This is a genomic window from Mammaliicoccus lentus, from assembly GCF_002902755.1.
In the GTDB taxonomy this organism is placed as follows: Bacteria; Bacillota; Bacilli; order Staphylococcales; family Staphylococcaceae; genus Mammaliicoccus; species Mammaliicoccus lentus.
Map to the genome: position 1 here is coordinate 25,011 of NZ_PPRS01000001.1, position 16,607 is coordinate 41,617.

The 16,607-nt window shown below is 32.1% G+C and carries 16 protein-coding genes, 1 pseudogene and 2 riboswitches; of the genes and pseudogenes, 4 read left to right on the plus strand and 13 right to left on the minus strand.

The window, feature by feature from the left end:
* Window positions 1-19 precede the first annotated feature (19 nt).
* The 3 genes from CD135_RS00115 to CD135_RS00125 all read right to left on the minus strand — a co-directional run bounded on the left by CD135_RS00115 (window position 20) and on the right by CD135_RS00125 (window position 3,433).
* The gene (locus CD135_RS00115) at window positions 20-1,090 is read right to left on the minus strand and encodes an NAD/NADP-dependent octopine/nopaline dehydrogenase family protein (protein WP_103268545.1); all 1,071 of its coding nucleotides are present in this window, start codon (window positions 1,088-1,090) and stop codon (window positions 20-22) included.
* 107 nt (window positions 1,091-1,197) lie between these two features.
* Complete coding sequence (gene rocD, locus CD135_RS00120; protein ID WP_016999242.1) at window positions 1,198-2,409, minus strand: ornithine--oxo-acid transaminase; 1,212 nt, start codon at window positions 2,407-2,409, stop codon at window positions 1,198-1,200.
* A gap of 127 nt (window positions 2,410-2,536) precedes the next feature.
* A complete protein-coding gene (locus tag CD135_RS00125) occupies window positions 2,537-3,433 on the minus strand; it encodes a TIGR01777 family oxidoreductase (protein WP_103268546.1) in 897 nt (298 codons plus the stop codon).
* A gap of 107 nt (window positions 3,434-3,540) precedes the next feature.
* Here CD135_RS00125 and CD135_RS00130 point away from each other — a divergent pair, with 107 nt between their 5' ends.
* A complete protein-coding gene (locus CD135_RS00130) occupies window positions 3,541-3,993 on the plus strand; it encodes a GNAT family N-acetyltransferase (protein WP_103268547.1) in 453 nt (150 codons plus the stop codon).
* Between the two features lie 7 nt (window positions 3,994-4,000).
* Here CD135_RS00130 and CD135_RS00135 read toward each other — a convergent pair whose 3' ends face one another.
* Both CD135_RS00135 and CD135_RS00140 read right to left on the minus strand, forming a co-directional pair.
* On the minus strand, window positions 4,001-4,315 hold the full coding sequence (locus tag CD135_RS00135) for a DMT family transporter (protein WP_016999239.1): 315 nt from the start codon (window positions 4,313-4,315) through the stop codon (window positions 4,001-4,003).
* Between the two features lies 1 nt (window position 4,316).
* Window positions 4,317-4,640: a DMT family transporter gene (locus CD135_RS00140; RefSeq protein WP_016999238.1), complete on the minus strand. Its 324-nt coding sequence runs from the start codon at window positions 4,638-4,640 to the stop codon at window positions 4,317-4,319.
* Between the two features lie 50 nt (window positions 4,641-4,690).
* Window positions 4,691-4,789: riboswitch (guanidine-I (ykkC/yxkD leader) on the minus strand.
* 129 nt (window positions 4,790-4,918) lie between these two features.
* Between CD135_RS00140 and CD135_RS00145 the strand changes: the two genes are divergently transcribed.
* Entirely contained in the window at window positions 4,919-5,260 is a 342-nt protein-coding gene (locus CD135_RS00145; RefSeq protein WP_231051521.1) for a helix-turn-helix domain-containing protein, read from the plus strand.
* 115 nt (window positions 5,261-5,375) lie between these two features.
* Here CD135_RS00145 and CD135_RS00150 read toward each other — a convergent pair whose 3' ends face one another.
* The 3 genes from CD135_RS00150 to CD135_RS00160 form a co-directional block, all read right to left on the minus strand.
* Window positions 5,376-6,167: a DUF4097 family beta strand repeat-containing protein gene (locus CD135_RS00150; protein WP_064211293.1), complete on the minus strand. Its 792-nt coding sequence runs from the start codon at window positions 6,165-6,167 to the stop codon at window positions 5,376-5,378.
* Window positions 6,164-6,592, minus strand: a complete 429-nt coding sequence (locus tag CD135_RS00155) for a DUF1700 domain-containing protein (RefSeq protein WP_103268548.1) — start codon at window positions 6,590-6,592, stop codon at window positions 6,164-6,166. The genes CD135_RS00150 and CD135_RS00155 overlap by 4 nt, the downstream gene beginning before the upstream one ends.
* 322 nt (window positions 6,593-6,914) lie before the next feature.
* Window positions 6,915-7,553: a hypothetical protein gene (locus CD135_RS00160; RefSeq protein ID WP_103268549.1), complete on the minus strand. Its 639-nt coding sequence runs from the start codon at window positions 7,551-7,553 to the stop codon at window positions 6,915-6,917.
* Window positions 7,554-7,894: 341 nt separating this feature from the next.
* On the opposite strand from CD135_RS00160, the gene CD135_RS00165 reads away from it, so the two are divergent.
* Window positions 7,895-9,121: a hypothetical protein gene (locus CD135_RS00165; protein WP_103268550.1), complete on the plus strand. Its 1,227-nt coding sequence runs from the start codon at window positions 7,895-7,897 to the stop codon at window positions 9,119-9,121.
* A gap of 69 nt (window positions 9,122-9,190) precedes the next feature.
* Here CD135_RS00165 and CD135_RS00170 read toward each other — a convergent pair whose 3' ends face one another.
* Window positions 9,191-9,781, minus strand: coding sequence for a type 1 glutamine amidotransferase family protein (locus CD135_RS00170; protein ID WP_016999224.1), 591 nt, complete (start codon window positions 9,779-9,781; stop codon window positions 9,191-9,193).
* Window positions 9,782-10,060: 279 nt separating this feature from the next.
* Between CD135_RS00170 and CD135_RS00175 the strand changes: the two are divergent.
* Window positions 10,061-11,166, plus strand: a pseudogene (locus CD135_RS00175) (Gfo/Idh/MocA family protein).
* Window positions 11,167-11,245: 79 nt separating this feature from the next.
* Here the strand turns inward: CD135_RS00175 and guaA are convergent.
* Genes guaA through xpt form a run of 4 tightly spaced genes read right to left on the minus strand, consistent with a single transcriptional unit; the run spans window position 11,246 to window position 16,159 of the window.
* Complete coding sequence (gene guaA, locus CD135_RS00180; RefSeq protein ID WP_103268551.1) at window positions 11,246-12,790, minus strand: glutamine-hydrolyzing GMP synthase; 1,545 nt, start codon at window positions 12,788-12,790, stop codon at window positions 11,246-11,248.
* Window positions 12,791-12,809: 19 nt separating this feature from the next.
* Entirely contained in the window at window positions 12,810-14,279 is a 1,470-nt protein-coding gene (gene guaB / locus CD135_RS00185) for an IMP dehydrogenase (RefSeq protein ID WP_016999221.1), read from the minus strand.
* Window positions 14,280-14,313: 34 nt separating this feature from the next.
* Entirely contained in the window at window positions 14,314-15,582 is a 1,269-nt protein-coding gene (locus tag CD135_RS00190; protein ID WP_064204283.1) for a nucleobase:cation symporter-2 family protein, read from the minus strand.
* 1 nt (window position 15,583) lies between these two features.
* On the minus strand, window positions 15,584-16,159 hold the full coding sequence (xpt, locus tag CD135_RS00195; RefSeq protein ID WP_070044839.1) for a xanthine phosphoribosyltransferase: 576 nt from the start codon (window positions 16,157-16,159) through the stop codon (window positions 15,584-15,586).
* A 107-nt stretch (window positions 16,160-16,266) separates the two neighbouring features.
* Window positions 16,267-16,369, minus strand: a riboswitch (purine riboswitch).
* Window positions 16,370-16,607: the final 238 nt, after the last annotated feature.

Consider the following 16,607-nt stretch of genomic DNA (forward strand, 5'->3'; position numbering starts at 1 on the left):
ATTGTTAACACTTTTTGCTTTATGCTAAACCTAGCTTTTCTAGTCCAAGTTCTTCTACTGTTAGACCTTCTTCAAAGAATTCTCTTTCTAGAATTGTTGATGCAATAGCGATAATTGCATCTATATTAGGTGTCTCTACGCCGATAACTTTCCCTAAACTTGACCAAAGTACTAATCCGTATGCAATATCTTCTGTAAGATAGCGATTGTCTACTGAATTTGGTCCATGTATTTGAGAAAAGACAGGACTGTCATTAAATAATTTATTAAGAGGGACGTTTTCGTCTTCTATTGATAAATAACCTCTTTCAATACGAGCACCTTTAGCAGTATTTAACTCAAACCCTAATTTTCTTCCGAGTGCCAATCTTTCTAATTCTACAGCATGAAGTAATTTTAACGTATGAGGTGTAATACCTTCTGAATACAATGAGAAATCTTTTGAGTAATCTATTCGACCAACGTTTAATAAAGTTGGTCCAGGATGTACTTCTGGGTTACCGTTTTCTAGGTTTGTTTTCCATAAACTTTCTTCTTTAACAACATAAGGGTATAACTTCTCTACTAATTTAAAGCTTTCATTTAAATAAGTTTTATAATATGTTGAAAAGTGAACTTTTTTCACATTTAAAGATAAGTTTACTTCTGCAGTATCATAATTAACACGCGTAGCATACGTTAATGTGTTAACTTCAGCAAATTGTGGTCTAAAATCAATATGCTTAGATTCTAATACATTAATAAACCTAATAGATCCCATTGCTGCTGCCATATTAAAGAGTATTAATTGATTCTCTTTAACAAAAGGCGCCATCGTTTTAGCATAATGTTCTATAAATGATGATGGTATAATCATTTGAATTAATTCTGCATCTTTCAATACATATTCAATATCATCACTAATATTCGTGAATTTTATAAACTTACTATCGCCTTCATTATTAAATTCAAATCCACCTTTTTCAAAAGCTTTATCAAATTTATTTATAGACTGATTTCGGCAATATAATTTAACCTCGTGACCTTTATCTATCATATCTAAAGCAGCTGTTACTGCACCATTACCTGAGCCAACAATTGCAATTTTCATTTTTAAAACTCCTTTCTTTTAGCATCATAAATAATTGCTTATTTTATAAATGCCCAAGAAATTTTAACATAATGATTACAATTATTAACTAAAAACGTTTAAAAATTTTATTTTTCATTTAATTCTTTCGTTGATACACGCTCTATAACACCAGTTATAACGTTAATGATGGTATCAATATCTTTATCTTCAATAACTAATGGAGGTGCCAAACGAATAATATTTCCTTGCGTTTCTTTACATAAAACACCTTGTTGATTAATTTCTGATACTATTTCTTGTGCATTTTCATTGAGTTCTATTCCCATAAATAAACCACGGCCCCTTACTTCTTTAATAATTGGACTTTTAATTTCTTGGAGACCCTTTAATAATTTATCTCCTAATTCTACAGAGCGCTCTGGTAGAGACTCATCGATTAACACATCTAATGATGCTATTGAAACCGCGCAAGCTAATGGATTACCACCAAAAGTCGATCCATGTGTTCCAGGTGTCAGAACTTGCATAATATCATCATTAGCAGCTATTGCTGATATTGGATAAAAGCCACCACCTAAAGCTTTTCCGAGTAATATTATATCCGCTTCAACGTCTTCCCACTCAATTGCTAACATCTTACCAGTTCTGCCTAATCCGACTTGAATTTCATCAGCTATTAATAATATATTATGTTCATCACATAATTCTTTAACTTCTTTAATAAAGTTCTTTGGTGGAATATTGACGCCACCTTCACCTTGTATTGGTTCTAATATAATAGCTGCAGTTTGAGATGTGATTTTAGAAGATAAATCCTCAATGTTTCCAAATTCACTATATTTTATATTGCCAGCTAGCTCACCAAACCCTTCTTTATATTGATCATTTGATGATAAAGATAATGAGCCTATTGTTCTACCATGAAAGTTACCTTCCATTGCTATAATTTCAGCATCATGCGCATTTAAACCTTTCACATCTTGTGACCATTTTGTCGCAACTTTAATCGCTGTTTCTACCGCTTCAGTTCCAGTATTCATCGGCAAGACTTTATTTTTATTCGTCAGTTTGCATACTTTTTCTTCCCAAACGCCTAAATTATCACTATATAAAGCTCTTGAAGTCATCGTAATCTTTTGGCTTTGTTCCAAGAATGCTTGAATGATTTTTGGATGACAATGTCCTTGATTTAATACAGAGAAACCTGACACACAATCAATATATGTATTACCTTCTGAATCTTTAACATATGCACCTTTACCTTCTGTCAAAACAATATTTAAAGGGCTATAGTTATTCGGGCTATACTTTTCAGTTAGTTCAATATAATTATTCATTTAACATCCACCTTCATAATAAATATTCTATATTTCGTATTATTATTCATATATGATACATATTATCGGAGAATAAGTCAAAACAAAAAGAGAAGTTTTTCACTTCTCTTTTAATAATTTAATCTATTTAATTTAATAAGTCTTTGATTGCTTCATCAATTTCTGGATATTTAAATGGAAAACGCATCTCCAATAATTTCTTAGGAAATACTCTTTGTACATCTAATATCATTGTCGATTGTTCACCTAAGACCGCCCTTAAAGCAAATTTTGGTCCTGGCAAGAAATGCGGTCTATTTATAGTTTGAGCAATTGTTTTTCCTAACACTTTTTGACGCACAGGGTTTGGACTACAAATATTATACACACCTTGTTTATCTTTATTATTAATTAAAGTTGTTATGGCCTCTTTTAAGTCTTCAAGATGTATCCAGCTCATCCACTGTTCTCCTGAACCTAAAGAACCGCCAACAAAGAATTTATAAGGCTTAACCATTGTAGTCAAAGCTCCTCCCTTATTAGAAAGAATGATACCAAATCTACCGATAACGACTCTTGTTCCTAATTCTTTAAATAATAATGCTGTTTCTTCCCATCTTTCAACGACTGTAGATAAGAAGTCATGAGATAAGAATTGATCATATTCGTCATAAGATACAACTTTGGAAGGTGGATAATAACCAACTGCGCTCGCGTTAAATAATACTTCTGGTGCATAGTCTTGTGCCTCAAAAAATTTAAACAAACGATTCGTTGATTCTATACGGCTATTCATAATAGTTTCTTTAGAATCCTCTGTCCAACGGTTCATTAAACTAGCTCCGGCTAAATTGATTACAACATCTATTTTCGGTATTGCTTTTTCCCAATTTTCTTTCGACCAATTAATATAATATAAAGATGTATTGTTAGAATCTCTATCACTTCTCGTTAGAACATAGACCTCATCGTTATTTGCCAAATAATAATCAACTAGTTCACTTCCTACTAAACCTGTGCCACCTGTTATGAGTATTCTTTTCATTTTATCCCTACTTTAATTTAAGTTGTTTTATTTGTTCATCTATAATGGTACTATACCCTTAAATCAAAAAATGACCCATAATAAATAAACGACAAGGAGTAGTTATCATGCATATAAGAAAAGCAACGATTGATGACTTAAATATAATTGTAAAACTAAGAAAACAACAATTAATAGATGAAGGCTCAAACCCCATTATAGATATTGATCATGATTTAGAAACATTTTTTACAAATGTCATAACAGACGAATCTCTTTATCAGCTTTTAGCAGTCGAAAATGAAGAAGTAATTGCTACGGGCGCAATTATTTATTATCCATTTCCTCCTTCATACATAAACCAATCAGGAGAACGTGCATACGTAACTAATATATACACACATCCTAACTTTAGAGGTCATGGCATCGCACAACAAATTATTTCTTTACTCATTAAAGATGCTGAAGCGCGTGACATTAAAAAAATATTTTTAGCTGCTTCTCCTTTAGGTAAACCCGTTTATAAAAAATTAGGATTTGAAGAAGCACCTGAATGGATGGAAATAAATTATGATTTATAAAATAACGTTAACTAATTAATTTTAAACCGATTGTACTCGCTAGTATGATTCCGATAAATAAAATTCTTTTTATATTTTTGGATTCACCGTAGAATATAATTCCTAATAGTGCACCACCGACAGCACCAATGCCTGTCCAAACAGCATAACTCGTACTCATCGAAATACTTTTCATTGCGATTGTTAAACAAATAAAGCTTAAGCCAAAGAATAACATGAGACCTAATAAAGATTTAACGTTATTTCTTTTTGAGTAAATATTAATGAAGAGTACGCCTAACATTTCAAATAAACCTGCCATAATTAATATTAACCAAGCCATTTTAACTTTCCTCCCCTTCTGGTGTAACTAATTTAAGACCTACTACACCGATAATAAGTGTGATGATTAAAATGATTTTGCCAATAACGACTGGCTGTCCGAAAAATACAAAATCAACAATTGTGACACCCGTAGCACCTAAACCAACATAAACTGCATACGATGTTCCAACAGGTAATGCTTTTGAAGCTGTTATTAATAAATAGAAACTAATTACAATAGCTATTAAAGTAACAATCCATTCTAATACGTTACTTGAATGTGTTAAACCAACTACCCAGACCACCTCAAATACTGCACCAATGATAATTTTTAACCAATTCATTATGATTCCTCCTCAAATTAAAAAGCCCGGGAAACTTATATTAAAAATAAGTCTCCCAGGCTTTTATCCTTCCGTGTCACAAGCATTAACTTGTGGCTTTCTCTCGGTCCAGGCTAACATTGTGTTACGGAACCCTAGAAAGCTTTATTAAATTAATTTGAATTATAGCAAATAGATTTTGACTGGTCAATGAAAGTATAATTCGTATCACAAATTAACAAATAACAACACAAATCATATATAATATATATAACAGACTATGATTTAAAGTAATTGAGGTGAAATCATTGAATCATACAGGATATCGTATTAAACAAAGAAGGGAAGAACTTGGATTTACGACATATAAATTAGCTAAACTAGCTGATGTAAACCAGTCTACAATTTCTCGTTATGAAACGGGACAGACTTCTAAACTAACGCCAAAAATGGTCGAAAAATTAGCTATCGCTCTTTCAACAACACCTGCGTATATCATGGGGTGGGTCAATGTCCCTGAAGCTTATGAAGACGAAGAAGACTCCATGCTCATTAATGAATCTATACAATTATTAAGATCTTTAAGTAAAGAGAAGAAAAGAGAAGTTTATCATTTAATAAAAGATATTTCTTCAAAATAATTTATAATGATTTTATAAAAATAAGCATATCACTTTTATCTAAAATATTAGTTAAGTGATATGCTTGTTTATTTTGAATTGGGAATTATGTCCTAAGTGCTTCTAAAATATTTGATTAATCTATTTGAATAGAACCCACATCGCTCGTAATTTTCACTAAATTATCTCCAGATCCTACTTTTTTATTTTTCAATTCTGGTTGATTGATTTTAGCATTACCGACGTCTTGTTCGATATCTAAAAATGTATTCTTTGGTGCTTCATTATATATTAGTTTAATAGCACCTGTGTCTGTCTTAATATTAAGTGGTTTATCAGCTGGTACACCATTCATTTTAATTGTTCCTGTGTCTGCTTCTAATTTGCCACTTTCAAAATCTATATTATGCGTTGAAATTTTTCCAGTATCTGAATCCACTTTTAAATTTCCCAATTGTGAATTTGAAATATCTATCATACCTGTATCTACTTTAAATGTTGAAGTTTGAGATTTAATATCTTTAACGCTTAATTTCCCTGTATCTGTTTTTACATTTAAGCTATTTAATTCTTCTGGTACTGTAACTTCAATTTGTGTATGCATGTTTTTAAATAAATCAAAATTTATTATGTCAAATTGATTTTTAACATTAATATCTAAAGTATCGCCTCTAACCTTTGAGCTTACTTGGAAATCATCTTTGCTTCCAACTGATTTCACTTTAAATTGGTTACCTTTTTTAATTTTTACGGCTGCATCTTTTCCATTTACTTTGATATTCTTTATCTCACTTTGGTAAGTTTCATTAATAAGCGTTTCTTCACTCATGTTCTTTGCTGATTTTTGACCTTCTATTAACGTCATAGTGCCAAATACTATAAACAAAATTAATCCAGCACCAAATAATATCCATAATGTTTTCTTCATGATTTAGCACTTCCTTTAACGATAGAAATATTCCATCTTAAATATTTTACAAACAATTTATACGACCATTTCGTTAATAAATAAGTGACTGTAAATATCATTAAACCTAAACCAAAACTAGTTATGACGACATAAACGTCAATTGATTGTATTGCATCAAATCCATTGTAAAGCCCTTTTACAATCAACATTGCTGGTGTAATTAATAAAGATAATGTTGTCACGATAAAACTAAATAAAATAGAAATAATAATGACAAATGGAATTAAAATAACAAAGAAATTTAATATTCCTAGTCCCATCACAGATATAATGGCTTGCCATACGTTACCCACTTTATTATTTGTTTCTGCTCTATCAAGTGCTAATGTCGCATTGAGCTCTTTAGCAATTTCTTTAGGATGTCCTAGCTCTTTAGCAATCATATCTTCAGTTTGTCCGTCTTCGATACCACTAATAAAATGAAGTTAAAGAAGAAATTAAATTAAGACAATCTTTAAAACAAGCCCTTAAAGATTATTTCGAAAAAAATAATCAGTCCTATTACTTCGGTGGTAAAGGTTCTCAAGACGGAGAATACATCAACACTGAAGATGGAATATTTCTACATATTGATCCTTCTACTTTAGAAGAATGGAAATCTACTCAAGATATCGAAAAAATCCTCAACATAAAGTGACATAAAGGAGTGGGACAGAAATTTCGTTTTATTAAAAAAATTTCGTAGTCCCATTCTATAATATTATTCTAATTTATGTATTCTTTTAGATAATAACCATATAAACCTTCACCATCTTTAGAAAGTACATGCTCGTATCCTTTTAATCCTTTTCTTTCTGTCTTCCATCCTTGTTCCTTATAGAATAACTGACCTTCTTTACTTGTTTCAATAGCACTGATTGGATCATCTTCAGTCTGAAGGCCATAGTCATTTTCACCAACAATCCAAGTTAATGGAAATGTTCCTGATACTATTTCATCTTTTTTTACATGATTTGCTATACCTTCTGTTTTCGGCGAACCCCCGCCACCAAATAGAACCGCTCCTCCTTCTTTAACGTTTAACATTGGTAATTGATCAATTAACCAATAAGTTGTCATTTCTGAACCACCTGAAAAACTTCCAATCCATAAATGATCATGATTGGGTATAGAAGAGATAAGTTCTATTAAATATTTTGAGTTTTCTTCGCCCTTCTTCCACCAAATATAGTCATCGGCTGGTGTTTTAGGAACAATTAAAGTTAAATTCTTATCTTTAGCTACCTTCTTAACGCCAAGTTTTCCACCTAGATACAACTCTGAATCAGGATGACTTAATTCATAAGCACCGTCACCATGCAACCAAACTAATACACCTTTAGGGTTTGAAACAGGATAAATCATATATTCACCCTCAATTCCATCTTTTGAAGTATAGTGATGTATTTTATTGTCTCTATCAAATTTTAAATTAACAAAAAAATATATAGCAGCCCCTATTACAATAAATGCAACTAGTGCTAAAAGTAACTTCTTTATAACGTTTCACTCCCTGCAAAATTCACCTATCCAAATATGATATTAACTTTATATTACATATATTTGTTAAAAAATTCCATAACAAACAAAGCAATTCATAAAATAAGTTTTTCTAAATCTGATTTACTTTGAGCCCTTTAAAACGATGTATATTATGTATATAATTATATACATAAATATATAATTGGATGGAGAGAGAAATTGATATGGAACAATTTAAACATTATTTACTTAAATTCAAATGGCTTATTATTGCAATTATAGCTATTATTATTGTGGCAACTATTATTACATTAGTCGTTAAAAATAAAGCGATAGATGTAAAAGGAGACGTAGATGTAGAATTTTCTGGGTATGATAAAAGTGGGAATGCTACACTAACTGAAGGCTCAGAAGAAAAGATTGAACGTAAACTTTTAGTTCAATCGCTAAAACAAAGCAAATTTAAAAATAAAGAAGTCATTGATATGATAAAGAATGGTGATGAAGATGATATAGACCCTATGAACTTCAATAACGAAGAACAAAAGAAACTTGAAAAAGCAGAGAAAATATACGATAGCGTTGAGCTCGATACATATAATGATAGTAATTTATCTAATGGTGATAAAACGACAGTAAAATTATCTGTAAAAAAGGGTATTTCAGATGATTACAAACTTAAAGTGAAAGAATTCAAAAAATCATTCAAAGCAAAAGGCCTTAAAAAACCTAAAACTGTAACAACTAAAGACATATTCTCTAATATTGAAACGAAATTTACTGGTTTAAACAACTCTGGAAAATTAAACTTAATTACTAAAGATGATAAAAGTGATGGTTATGATATTAGCTCATATAATTTTACCGTCCCTAACAACGGCAACTTGAAAAATGGTGATAAAATAAATTTAGAACTACCAAAAGAATTAATAAGTAATATACAAGACAGTGGTTCAAAAACATTTAAAGGATCAAAAACATATCAAGTTGAAGTTAAAGATTTACCAGATGTTGATGATATAGATAACATTAATGACATTATCGACAAAACAAAAACACAAATTAAAGAAGACAACAAAAGTACGAAATACAATAAGAAATCAACAGAAATATTAAGTAGCTATTACAAAATTGGATCTGAAGAAGATGAGTATAGCTTCGGTTATGAAGAAGATGATAACGAATCAGAAAAAGTAACACCAACATCTACGTTAGAACCGGACAAATATACAATACTTACTACAGCCAAAATAACAGACCATGACAAATATTCAGATGATACGACAAGATATAAAGGTTACGGCTATAAAAATTACACACTAGAAGGCAAACGCCTCATCAAAGATGAATCCACAACAGAAGTTATGAATAACTTCACAAATGAAAAACAAGAAGACCTTATAAACGAATTAAAGAGCGAAAATTTCGTGAAAGTTGAAACTAAGAAATAGAAAATAGACCCTAAAAATTCAGGAGTAAAGCTGAATTTTTAGGGTTTTTTATTTAGTTATAAAGATAATTTAAACAAAAGGATTTCCATATTTATCATTGTATTTATAAAAGCCATTTCTATACATATAAATCTTTTTTTCGATATTATTCGGGCTAGCAAATTCTATTAATTCTAATACTAATTCTGTAAATTCAATAGGAGCTGTACCATTTGCAGTAACTAATTTTCCATCTTTCACTGCTTGTTCTTCTATAAAATTATCCTTAGAATTATATTCATTATAATCTTCCCATAAATAAACGGTATTTCCAGTATGTCTTGAGTCATTTAAGAAACCATGTTTCGCTAAGTAATCAACAGCACCACATATAGCTCCCACAGGAATACCTTTATTAAATGTTTCTTGCACAAACTTTAATAGTTTATGATTGTCATTGTCCCAAGAATTAGCACCAATCATTATTAAAAGATCATAATTTTTAGGTTCGTCACCAATTATATAATCAATTAAAACAGTAAAACCTCCTAAAGAAACTACCTTCTCTTCAATTGAAATCGTATTAACAGACCAAGATTCACTTTGATTTAAAGTCGAAGACAAATAACTACCTTCCCAATCAGCAAAACCATCTAACAAAAGAAACAATGCTTTTTTCATAATTGAAAACTCCTTTTATTTTACTGTTTCAATCATACAAAATTTAAGGGATAAAATAAATTATTAGATGAATAATTAAATTTATAATTTCCTAGGAAATAGTGATTTATCTAAATTAGTCGATGTTTTTATTTTTCGTTGATGGAAATAATGTATTTGTAATTGTATGCTTTACATAGTAGGAGAAGTGATTCCGTGGTCTCGAAATTAACTGCACATGAAAATGTAGTTCTATACCTATCATATAGCATTGATGATTAAACAGAGAGGAGTTTCTTTATGATTAATTATGGTATTGTAGGAACAGGTTATTTTGGAGCTGATTTAGCACGCTCCATTAATAAAATTGAAGATGCTAAAGTAATTGCAGTATTTGATCCAAATCATGCAGAGGAAATAGCTGAAGAATTAGAAGCTGAAACGTGTTCAAGTCTCGATGATTTAGTAGCTCGCAATGACATCGATTGTGTTATTGTCGCATCTCCAAGTTATCTTCATCGTGAACCAGTTATTAAAGCTGCTGAAAATGGTAAACATGTTTTTTGCGAAAAACCAATAGCTTTAAATTTTGAAGATTGTAGAGCTATGGTAGATGCCTGTGAAAAAAATAATGTTATCTTCATGGCAGGACATATTATGAATTTCTTTAATGGCGTTCATTATGCAAAAGAACTAGTTACACAAGGCAAAATTGGAAAAGTATTATATTGTCATGCTACTCGTACAGGTTGGGAAGAACAACAATCAAAAGTTTCTTGGAAAAAATACGTTCTCAATCAGGCGGCCATTTATATCATCATATTCACGAATTAGACTGTATCCAGTTTATTATGGGAGGTCTACCACAGAAAGCTACAATGGTTGGCGGAAATGTTTATCATAAAGGCGATAATTTCGGTGATGAAGATGATATGTTAATTATTAATTTAGAGTATGACGATAATCAATATGCTTTATTAGAATATGGAAATGCCTTTCGTTGGGGAGAACACTACGTCCTTATCGAAGGAACAAAAGGAGCTATCAAACTTGACCTTTATAATACTGGTGGCACACTAAGAATAAAAGGTGAAAAAGAATCACACTTTTTAGTACATGAAACGCAACAAGAAGACGATGAAAGAACTAACATTTACACAGGTCGTGGTATGGATGGTGCGATTGCTTATGGTAAACCAGGCGTCAGATGTCCATTATGGCTTCAAACATGTATTGATAAAGAAATGTCTTATCTTCACAACGTTCTTAAAGGAGGAGATGTAACAGAAGAATATGTTAACCTTCTTAACGGTGTTGCAGCCCTAGAATCAATAGCAACTGCAGATGCATGCACACTTTCATTAAAAGAAGACCGCAAAGTTTCACTTGATGAAATTACGAATTAAGATAAAACCCTCCTGTCAAATCAACATTTGACAGGAGGGTTTATTAAGGGAAAGGATCATCCCATATTCTATTGAATTTTTATTCCCACTCGATCGTACTTGGGGGCTTAGATGTTATGTCATAGACTACTCTGTTTACGTGGTCTACTTCATTAACGATACGGCTTGATATTTTTTGTAATACTTCCCAGTCTATTCTTGCGAAGTCACTCGTCATTCCATCTATTGAAGTTACAGCACGAATGCCTACTGTGTAGTCATATGTGCGGTAATCTCCCATAACGCCTACTGAACGAATGTCTGGTAATACTGTGAAGTATTGCCAAATTTCTCTTTCTAGACCTTCTTCACGTACGACTTCTCTTAGGATCGCATCTGATTCTCTAACGATTTCTAATTTGTCTTCTGTGATTTCTCCTAATACACGGATACCTAACCCTGGTCCTGGGAATGGTTGACGCCATACAAGGTGTTCTGGGATGCCTAATTCAATTCCTAATGCGCGCACTTCATCTTTGAATAGTGTATTGATTGGTTCGATTAATTGGAACTGCATGTCTTCTGGTAATCCACCAACGTTATGGTGTGATTTAATTGTTTGTGCAGTTTTCGTACCTGATTCAATAATGTCTGTGTAAAGTGTACCTTGTGCTAAGTAGTCTACACCTTCTAATTTAGAAGCTTCATCATCGAATACGTACACAAATTCGTTACCAATGATTTTACGTTTTTGTTCTGGATCTGAAACGCCATCTAATTTTTTCATAAAACGATCTCTAGCATCTACTCTGATGATGTTCATATTGAAGCCTTCACCAAAGTTCTCCATAACCATGTCGCCTTCTCCTTTTCTAAGAAGTCCATGGTCTACGAAAATACATGTAAGTTGATCACCGATTGCTTTATGTAGCAAGACAGCTACTACTGAAGAGTCTACTCCGCCACTCATTGCACATAGTACTTTACGGTCTCCAACTTGTTCTCTAATTTTTTCGGTTTCAATATCTACGAAGTTTTCCATTGTCCAGTTCCCTGTACATTCACAAACACGACGAATGAAGTTTCTTAATAAATCATTTCCGTATTCTGTATGTCTTACTTCTGGATGGAATTGAACACCATATAGCTTTCTTGATTTATCTTCTATAGCTGCATTTTGACAACTTGGGCTATCTGCAATGATTTCGAAGTTTTCAGGTATATCAATAACTTTATCACTGTGACTCATCCATACAGTTTGGCTATTAGGCAAGCTAAAGAATAAATCGTCATCTGATTTTACGTTTAATGTCGCTTTACCATATTCACGTTCACTTGCTCTTTCAACTGAACCGCCCAGTAATTTTGTCATTAATTGCATACCATAACAAATACCTAGAACTGGAATACCTAATTCAAAAATTTCAGGATTTACTGTGAAAGATCCTTCTTCATATACTGAATTCGGGCCTCCAGAAAGGATAATTCCTTTAGGATTCATTTTTTTAATTTCTTCCATTGAGATTTCATGGTCGTGTAATTCACTATATACGCCCATTTCTCTTATACGGCGTGTAATCAATTGATTATATTGACTACCAAAATCTAATACAAGAATTAATTCTTGCTCAAAAGCCATTTCCATAATAGTCCTGCTCCTTTAATTAAAATGAATAGTTTGGTGCTTCTTTAGTTATATGAACATCATGTGGATGTGATTCTTTAAGTCCTGCGCCAGTCATTCTAATAAACTGAGCTTCTTCTCTTAGTTCTTCTAAGTTAGCAGAACCAGTATAACCCATTCCGCTCTTAATACCACCAGTTAGTTGATAAATTGTATCTTGTAAAGGTCCTTTGAAATCAATTCTACCTTCAATACCTTCTGGAACGAATTTTTTAGCTGTAGTATCTTCTTGGAAGTAACGGTCTTTAGAACCTTGTTCCATAGCACCAAGTGATCCCATACCACGATATACTTTATATTGACGACCTTGGAAGATTTCAGTTTGTCCTGGGCTTTCTTCAGTACCTGCAAGAAGACTACCTAGCATTACTGCGTTACCGCCTGCTGCTAATGCTTTAGCAATGTCTCCTGAGAACTTAATACCGCCATCTGCAATGATAGCTTTACCATGTTTACGTGCTTCAGTAGCACATTCATAAATAGCTGTAATTTGAGGAACACCTACACCAGCTACAACACGTGTCGTACAAATTGAACCTGGTCCAATTCCAACTTTAACAACGTCTGCTCCCGCTTCATACAATGCCTTAGTACCTTCTTGAGTTGCTACATTACCTGCTATAATCGTTACATCAGGATATGTTTCACTTATGTTTTTAACAACTTCTAATACACCTTTAGAGTGTCCGTGCGCTGTATCTATAACTAAAGCATCTGCTCCCGCTTCGACTAGTTTTTGTGCACGTATAGGTGTATCTTTAGCAATACCTAACGCTGCTGCTACTAATAAACGACCTGCACTATCTTTTGCAGCATATGGGAACTCAATCACTTTCTCGATATCTTTAATTGTAATTAAGCCTTTTAGACTACCGTCTTCAGAAATTAATGGAAGTTTTTCTATTTTATATTTTTGTAAGATTTCTCCTGCTTGTTCTAAGTTTGTATCTACTGGAGCTGTAATTAAATCTTCTTTTGTCATAACGTCTGAAATTTTAATTGAGAAATTCTCTATAAATCTTAAATCACGATTCGTAAGGATACCAACAAGTTTCATATCTTGTTCGTTATTTACAATAGGTACACCAGAAATACGATATTTACTCATTAATGCTTCAGCTGCATATACTTGCTCTTCAGGTGTTAAGTAAAATGGATTTGTAATAACACCATTTTCTGAGCGCTTAACTTTTTGAACTTCATCAGCTTGTTGTTCAATAGACATATTTTTATGAACAACACCTAAACCACCTTGTCTAGCCATAGCTATAGCCATTTTAGCTTCAGTTACTGTATCCATACCTGCTGAAATAATTGGAATGTTCAATTTAATGTTCTTAGATAATTTCACACTTAAATCAACATCACTAGGTAATATTTCTGACTTAGCTGGTACAAGTAATACATCATCAAACGTTAATCCTTCTTTTTGAAATTTATTTTCCCACATGAATATAACCTCCATTAATTTATTTTCATTTTCATTATTTCATATTTTCACTGGTTTGTTGATTGTTTAACCCATTAAAACATAAATTTAATATAATAGCTGCAAATGTCCCTAAAACAATACCATTTTGAGTTAACCATGCATATTGTTCACCGAATGTTTCTAATGCCTGTGGTACTGCGGTAATACCTGCGCCTATCCCAACTGATACTGCAATCACAAGTAAATTGTTCTGTTTGTTGAAATCTATGCCACCTAGCATTTTCACGCCGTATGCCATAACCATTCCAAACATTGCGATCATTGCACCACCTAACACTGGGAAAGGAATCATACTTGCTAACGCACCTAACTTTGGAATAGAACCACATATAATGAGTAGTGCAACCATCATATACATGATTTGATTCTTCTTAGCTCCAGATAGAGAAACTAAGCCAACGTTTTGAGAGTAGGCTGTATATGGAAACGCGTTAAATATAGCACCTATTACAATAGCTATACCTTCTGCACGATAACCTTTAGATAAATCTTTTCTAGAAATAGGTTGTTTTGTAATTTCACTAAGTGCATGATATACACCTGTGGATTCAATCAAACTGACGATTGCGATAATGACAAAGACTATTGTTGTTCCAAACTCAAATTCGAAACCACTAAATCTAAATGGACGTGGTAGTTCTAACCAATTTGACTTATGTAACTCTGAAGTATCTACCAATCCGTAAAATGATGCAACTGCTGTTCCGATTAATAAACCTAATAAAATAGCAATTGATTTAATAAATCCTTTAGACAATCGTTGAATCAGTAAAATGATAACGAGTGTGAATACACCTAAAAATATATTTTTACTATCTCCATAGTTTTTTTCGCCTTCCCCGCCAGCTAAGTAATTCATTGCAACAGGCATAAGTGTTATTCCTATAATCGTTACAACACTACCCGTAACAACTGGTGGGAATAATTTTACTAAATATGAAAAGAATGGAGACATTATAATAACAATAATACCTGATAAGAATATTGAACCATATAACACACTAATTCCGTGTGTGTTTCCGACAAGTATCATGGGTGCAACAGCGGTAAATGTACAACCTAAGACGACCGGCAGTCCAATACCAATTCCTTTATATACTTGTAGAAATGTTGCTACACCACACATAAATATGTCTATTGCTACTAAATACGCTACTTCTTCGGGCGTGAAATCTAATGCTGAACCTACAATAATAGGCACCATAATTGCGCCAGCGTACATTGCTAATAAATGTTGGACACTTAGTATGAAATTTCTCATCTTATTCGTCCACCAATTTGACTTTGTTACCTGCTAAAGATGCAACTTGGCACAATGATAAGACGTCTAATCCTTCTGATTGTAATTTTTCTCTTCCCGGTTGAAAACTCTTTTCTATTACAATTCCAACTCCAGTAGTAGTTGCATTTGCAGATTGAACTAATCGGTGTAAGCCTAATGATGCTTCACCATTCGCTAGAAAGTCATCAATAATCAATACATGATCATCTTCATCTAAAAATTGTTTCGAAATAACAACTGTACTTGTTGTATTCTTTGTGAACGAATGAATATCTGTGTGATAAAATTCATTTGTCATTGTAGAAGGTTTTGCTTTTTTGGCAAATAAACAAGGCACATCTAAATGTAGAGAAGCCATAATAGCTGGCGCAATACCTGAAGCTTCAATCGTTAACACTTTTGTTATTTTTTTCTCTTTAAAATGATCGACAATTGCTTGTCCTACTTCGTACATAAGTTTTGCATCAATTTGGTGATTTAAAAATGAATCAACTTTAAGTATCTTTTCATCAATAACTACACCATCTTCTTTAACCCTATTCTGTAGTGTCCTCACACTACTCGCCTCCTCATTTAGATTAAAAAAAACACACCTTAATCCTAAAATATAGGTAAGATGAGTAAAAAATAATATAAAACCACACAAAATTGATAGTCTGGTTCCAGAGTTATTCGTTTACTCATAGTCGCATCGTTTAAGGCAATGCGGTAGAAACTTCTAAAGCCATATTCTTCAGATTATATGAGTTTTTAGTAATAAATTATTCATTGATAATAACAAAATATCAGTATTTTTACAATAGGAAAAACCTTATTATCACGGGATTTAAACACATTTTAAATAGACAGAATAATTAAAATAATGAGAATTTTTACCCTGTTTTGTTTGATTATCTCATAGAAGGGTATTTGTGAATTATATTGTATTTATGAAAACAATATTAAATTAATCTATAAACATCATAAGAGTATTCACTGATTGATGGTTTTTGCACATTACAAAT

Bases quoted from the DNA above. Each gene is read 5' to 3' on its own strand.
- CD135_RS00115 (WP_103268545.1), bottom strand. From the start codon at position 1,090: ATGAAAATTGCAATTGTTGGCTCAGGTAATGGTGCAGTAACAGCTGCT.
- rocD (WP_016999242.1), bottom strand. From the start codon at position 2,409: ATGAATAATTATATTGAACTAACTGAAAAGTATAGCCCGAATAACTAT.
- CD135_RS00125 (WP_103268546.1), bottom strand. From the start codon at position 3,433: ATGAAAAGAATACTCATAACAGGTGGCACAGGTTTAGTAGGAAGTGAA.
- CD135_RS00130 (WP_103268547.1), top strand. From the start codon at position 3,541: ATGCATATAAGAAAAGCAACGATTGATGACTTAAATATAATTGTAAAA.
- CD135_RS00135 (WP_016999239.1), bottom strand. From the start codon at position 4,315: ATGGCTTGGTTAATATTAATTATGGCAGGTTTATTTGAAATGTTAGGC.
- CD135_RS00140 (WP_016999238.1), bottom strand. From the start codon at position 4,640: ATGAATTGGTTAAAAATTATCATTGGTGCAGTATTTGAGGTGGTCTGG.
- CD135_RS00150 (WP_064211293.1), bottom strand. From the start codon at position 6,167: ATGAAGAAAACATTATGGATATTATTTGGTGCTGGATTAATTTTGTTT.
- CD135_RS00155 (WP_103268548.1), bottom strand. From the start codon at position 6,592: ATGATTGCTAAAGAGCTAGGACATCCTAAAGAAATTGCTAAAGAGCTC.
- CD135_RS00160 (WP_103268549.1), bottom strand. From the start codon at position 7,553: ATGATTTATCCTGTTTCAAACCCTAAAGGTGTATTAGTTTGGTTGCAT.
- CD135_RS00165 (WP_103268550.1), top strand. From the start codon at position 7,895: ATGGAACAATTTAAACATTATTTACTTAAATTCAAATGGCTTATTATT.
- CD135_RS00170 (WP_016999224.1), bottom strand. From the start codon at position 9,781: ATGAAAAAAGCATTGTTTCTTTTGTTAGATGGTTTTGCTGATTGGGAA.
- guaA (WP_103268551.1), bottom strand. From the start codon at position 12,790: ATGGAAATGGCTTTTGAGCAAGAATTAATTCTTGTATTAGATTTTGGT.
- guaB (WP_016999221.1), bottom strand. From the start codon at position 14,279: ATGTGGGAAAATAAATTTCAAAAAGAAGGATTAACGTTTGATGATGTA.
- CD135_RS00190 (WP_064204283.1), bottom strand. From the start codon at position 15,582: ATGAGAAATTTCATACTAAGTGTCCAACATTTATTAGCAATGTACGCT.